This window comes from Affinundibacterium flavidum, assembly GCF_014284175.1.
In the GTDB taxonomy this organism is placed as follows: Bacteria; Pseudomonadota; Gammaproteobacteria; order Burkholderiales; family Burkholderiaceae_D; genus Undibacterium; species Undibacterium flavidum.
Map to the genome: position 1 here is coordinate 1 of NZ_JACOGA010000037.1, position 5,371 is coordinate 5,371.

General features: G+C 49.1%; 2 tRNA genes and 2 rRNA genes. All 4 read left to right on the top strand.

Annotated features, from left to right (window positions below):
• Nucleotides 1-223 precede the first annotated feature (223 nt).
• The 4 genes from H8K55_RS21180 (at nucleotide 224) to H8K55_RS21195 (ending at nucleotide 5,322) form a co-directional block, all read left to right on the top strand.
• A 16S ribosomal RNA gene (locus tag H8K55_RS21180) occupies nucleotides 224-1,758 on the top strand.
• 126 nt (nucleotides 1,759-1,884) lie between these two features.
• Nucleotides 1,885-1,960: transfer RNA gene (locus tag H8K55_RS21185), tRNA-Ala, on the top strand.
• 28 nt (nucleotides 1,961-1,988) lie between these two features.
• A tRNA-Ile gene (locus tag H8K55_RS21190) sits at nucleotides 1,989-2,065 on the top strand.
• A gap of 384 nt (nucleotides 2,066-2,449) precedes the next feature.
• A 23S ribosomal RNA gene (locus tag H8K55_RS21195) occupies nucleotides 2,450-5,322 on the top strand.
• Together the 16S and 23S rRNA genes with 2 tRNA genes alongside form the textbook arrangement of a ribosomal RNA operon.
• Nucleotides 5,323-5,371 lie beyond the last annotated feature (49 nt).

A 5,371-nucleotide genomic window follows, 5' to 3' on the forward strand; every position in this document is an offset into this window, starting at 1 on the left:
GAAAAGAATAAGATCTTTAACAATTAACAGTCAATAAATGTGGGCACTTGATAATGAGGCGACTAGCTACTTCGGTAGTTAGGAAACTTAAAAAATATCAAATGTTCACAAGAAGTAAAGATAAGACGCGATAGTGAGCAATCATGATCGCAACTGTCAGTATTTTGAGTGAGCGACTCGTTCGAAAGAACGAATTCCAGAAATGGAAAAAGTAACAGAGATTAAACTGAAGAGTTTGATCCTGGCTCAGATTGAACGCTGGCGGCATGCCTTACACATGCAAGTCGAACGGCAGCACGGACTTCGGTCTGGTGGCGAGTGGCGAACGGGTGAGTAATATATCGGAACATACCCTAGAGTGGGGGATAACGTAGCGAAAGTTACGCTAATACCGCATACGCACTAAGGTGGAAAGTGGGGGATCGCAAGACCTCATGCTCATGGAGTGGCCGATATCTGATTAGCTAGTTGGTGAGGTAAAGGCTCACCAAGGCGACGATCAGTAGCTGGTTTGAGAGAACGACCAGCCACACTGGAACTGAGACACGGTCCAGACTCCTACGGGAGGCAGCAGTGGGGAATTTTGGACAATGGGCGCAAGCCTGATCCAGCAATGCCGCGTGAGTGAAGAAGGCCTTCGGGTTGTAAAGCTCTTTTGTCAGGGAAGAAACGGTGGTGGTTAATACCTGCTGCTAATGACGGTACCTGAAGAATAAGCACCGGCTAACTACGTGCCAGCAGCCGCGGTAATACGTAGGGTGCAAGCGTTAATCGGAATTACTGGGCGTAAAGCGTGCGCAGGCGGTTATATAAGTCAGATGTGAAATCCCCGGGCTCAACCTGGGAACTGCATTTGAGACTGTATGGCTAGAGTGTGTCAGAGGGGGGTAGAATTCCACGTGTAGCAGTGAAATGCGTAGATATGTGGAGGAATACCGATGGCGAAGGCAGCCCCCTGGGATAACACTGACGCTCATGCACGAAAGCGTGGGGAGCAAACAGGATTAGATACCCTGGTAGTCCACGCCCTAAACGATGTCTACTAGTTGTCGGGACTTAATTGTCTTGGTAACGCAGCTAACGCGTGAAGTAGACCGCCTGGGGAGTACGGTCGCAAGATTAAAACTCAAAGGAATTGACGGGGACCCGCACAAGCGGTGGATGATGTGGATTAATTCGATGCAACGCGAAAAACCTTACCTACCCTTGACATGGTTGGAATCCCGAAGAGATTTGGGAGTGCTCGCAAGAGAACCAATACACAGGTGCTGCATGGCTGTCGTCAGCTCGTGTCGTGAGATGTTGGGTTAAGTCCCGCAACGAGCGCAACCCTTGTCATTAGTTGCTACATTCAGTTGAGCACTCTAATGAGACTGCCGGTGACAAACCGGAGGAAGGTGGGGATGACGTCAAGTCCTCATGGCCCTTATGGGTAGGGCTTCACACGTCATACAATGGTACATACAGAGGGCTGCCAAACCGCGAGGTGGAGCTAATCCCAGAAAGTGTATCGTAGTCCGGATTGTAGTCTGCAACTCGACTACATGAAGTTGGAATCGCTAGTAATCGCGGATCAGCATGTCGCGGTGAATACGTTCCCGGGTCTTGTACACACCGCCCGTCACACCATGGGAGCGGGTTTCGCCAGAAGTAGGTAGCTTAACCGTAAGGAGGGCGCTTACCACGGCGGGGTTCGTGACTGGGGTGAAGTCGTAACAAGGTAGCCGTATCGGAAGGTGCGGCTGGATCACCTCCTTTCTAGAGTGCGCTAAATGTTGAGTGTCCACACTTATTGACTGTTAATGATAAAGAACGCAGAAGAAGCGGCTGAAAAGTAATTCGGTCGATAATTCGAGATTTGCCCGGTTAAGTTGTAAAACGAATGGGGGTTTAGCTCATCTGGTAGAGCACCTGCTTTGCAAGCAGGGGGTGATCGGTTCGAGCCCGGTAACCTCCACCAAGTTAAGTAAGACTAGTGGTAATTGACTGGGGCTGTAGCTCAGCTGGTTAGAGCACCGTGTTGATAACGCGGGGGTCGTTGGTTCGAGCCCAACCAGCCCTACCAAATCAGAAATAACAAATGTGAGTAGCGCGAGCGCTATTGAGATTTGTTCTTTCAAATCGAAAGCAAAGTAATTAAGTAGTATCGTTCTTTAACAATTGAGAAGAAGTAAAGTAGAAATAATCAAAATTTATTTCGTAAAGGCGTTTGTCGCGGAAGCGATAAACAAGTTTATGGAAGGGTTGTGATTGTATCAAACAAACAAAGTAGTAAAAGTAATCCAAGTAGTTTGGTTTTAGCAATAAAACTGAACAATTAAAATACAAAGATACTTGAGCTACGGCAAACGCTAAAGTAATACTCATATAGTAGTAAAGAACTATAACTCTTTTTGGTGATGAACCTCACTTTAGAAATAAAGCGAGACACCAGAAACTAAAGTTATAGGGACAAGTGACTAAGTGCACATGGTGGATGCCTTGGCGATATCAGGCGATGAAGGACGTAGTAGCTTGCGATAAGCTGCGGGGAGTGAGCAAACACACTTTGATCCGCAGATTTCCGAATGGGGAAACCCGGCCGTAAGGTCATTGCACACTGAATACATAGGTGTGCAAAGCGAACGTGGCGAACTGAAACATCTAAGTAGCTACAGGAAAAGAAATCAACCGAGATTCCCAAAGTAGTGGCGAGCGAAATGGGAAGAGCCTGCATGATTTAGCAGATTTCATAGTGGAACGGATTGGAAACTCCGGCCATAGAGGGTGATAGCCCCTTACACGAAATGATCTTTGTGGAACTAAGTATGCGACAAGTAGGGCGGGACACGTGAAATCCTGTCTGAACATGGGGGGACCATCCTCCAAGGCTAAATACTCGATATCGACCGATAGTGAACCAGTACCGTGAGGGAAAGGCGAAAAGAACCCCGGAAGGGGAGTGAAATAGAACCTGAAACCGTGTGCATACAAACAGTAGGAGCTCCCTTCGTGGAGTGACTGCGTACCTTTTGTATAATGGGTCAGCGACTTACATTCAGTGGCAAGGTTAACCGTATAGGGAAGCCGTAGAGAAATCGAGTCCGAATAGGGCGACAGTCGCTGGGTGTAGACCCGAAACCAAGTGATCTACTCATGGCCAGGATGAAGGTGCCGTAACAGGTACTGGAGGTCCGAACCCACTAATGTTGAAAAATTAGGGGATGAGCTGTGGGTAGGGGTGAAAGGCTAAACAAACTTGGAAATAGCTGGTTCTCTCCGAAAACTATTTAGGTAGTGCCTCAAGTATCACCAACGGGGGTAGAGCACTGTTATGGCTAGGGGGTCATCGCGACTTACCAAACCATTGCAAACTCCGAATACCGTTGAGTGCGAGCTTGGGAGACAGACATCGGGTGCTAACGTCCGGTGTCAAGAGGGAAACAACCCAGACCGCCAGCTAAGGTCCCAAAGTACAGCTAAGTGGAAAACGAAGTGGGAAGGCTAAAACAGTCAGGAGGTTGGCTTAGAAGCAGCCACCCTTTAAAGAAAGCGTAATAGCTCACTGATCGAGTCGTCCTGCGCGGAAGATGTAACGGGGCTAAGCTGTACACCGAAGCTGCGGATATCCTTAGGGATATGGTAGGAGAGCGTTCTGTAAGCCTGCGAAGGTGGTTGGTAACGACTGCTGGAGGTATCAGAAGTGCGAATGCTGACATGAGTAGCGATAATGGGAGTGAAAAGCTCCCACGCCGTAAGCCCAAGGTTTCCTGTTCAACGTTCATCGGAGCAGGGTGAGTCGGCCCCTAAGGCGAGGCAGAGATGCGTAGCTGATGGGAAGCAGGTTAATATTCCTGCACCGTCGTATGATGCGATGGGGGGACGGATCGCGGAAGGTTGTCAGGCGGTTGGAAGAGCCTGTTCTTGACTTGTAGAAGGTACTTAGGCAAATCCGGGTACATAATTCAAGGGGTTGAGACGAGTGAATTTATTCACGAAGCAATCGGAAGTGGTTCCAAGAAAAGCCTCTAAGCTTCAGTCATACGAGACCGTACCGCAAACCGACACAGGTGGGCGAGATGAGTATTCTAAGGCGCTTGAGAGAACTCGGGAGAAGGAACTCGGCAAATTGGTACCGTAACTTCGGGATAAGGTACGCCCTGGTAGTTTGACCCCCCTGCGGGGGAAGGATGAAAGGGTTGCAATAAACTGGTGGCTGCAACTGTTTAATAAAAACACAGCACTCTGCAAACACGAAAGTGGACGTATAGGGTGTGACTCCTGCCCGGTGCTGGAAGATTAAATGATGGGGTGCAAGCTCTTGATTGAAGTCCCAGTAAACGGCGGCCGTAACTATAACGGTCCTAAGGTAGCGAAATTCCTTGTCGGGTAAGTTCCGACCTGCACGAATGGAGTAATGATGGCCACACTGTCTCCTCCCGAGACTCAGCGAAGTTGAAATGTTTGTGATGATGCAATCTACCCGCGGCTAGACGGAAAGACCCCATGAACCTTTACTGTAGCTTTGCATTGGACTTTGAACCAATCTGTGTAGGATAGGTGGGAGGCTTTGAAGCGGGGACGCCAGTTCTCGTGGAGCCATCCTTGAAATACCACCCTGGTTTGTTTGAGGTTCTAACCTTGGCCCATTATCTGGGTCGGGGACAGTGCATGGTAGGCAGTTTGACTGGGGCGGTCTCCTCCCAAAGTGTAACGGAGGAGTTCGAAGGTACGCTAGTTACGGTCGGACATCGTGACGATAGTGCAATGGCATAAGCGTGCTTAACTGCGAGACTGACAAGTCGAGCAGGTACGAAAGTAGGACATAGTGATCCGGTGGTTCTGTATGGAAGGGCCATCGCTCAACGGATAAAAGGTACTCTGGGGATAACAGGCTGATTCCTCCCAAGAGTTCATATCGACGGGGGAGTTTGGCACCTCGATGTCGGCTCATCACATCCTGGGGCTGTAGCCGGTCCCAAGGGTATGGCTGTTCGCCATTTAAAGTGGTACGTGAGCTGGGTTTAAAACGTCGTGAGACAGTTTGGTCCCTATCTGCCGTGGGCGTTGGAAGTTTGAAGGGGGCTGCTCCTAGTACGAGAGGACCGGAGTGGACGAACCTCTGGTGTATCGGTTGTCACGCCAGTGGCATTGCCGAGTAGCTATGTTCGGAAGAGATAACCGCTGAAAGCATCTAAGCGGGAAACTCGCCTTAAGATGAGACTTCCCAGAGACTTGATCTCTTTAAAGGGTCGTTCGAGACCAGGACGTTGATAGGCTGGGTGTGGAAGTGCAGTAATGCATTAAGCTAACCAGTACTAATTGCCCGTAAGGCTTGTCCCTATAACTTTGGTCAGTTATTAGGTAACTACGACAAGTATTACAATAGTGT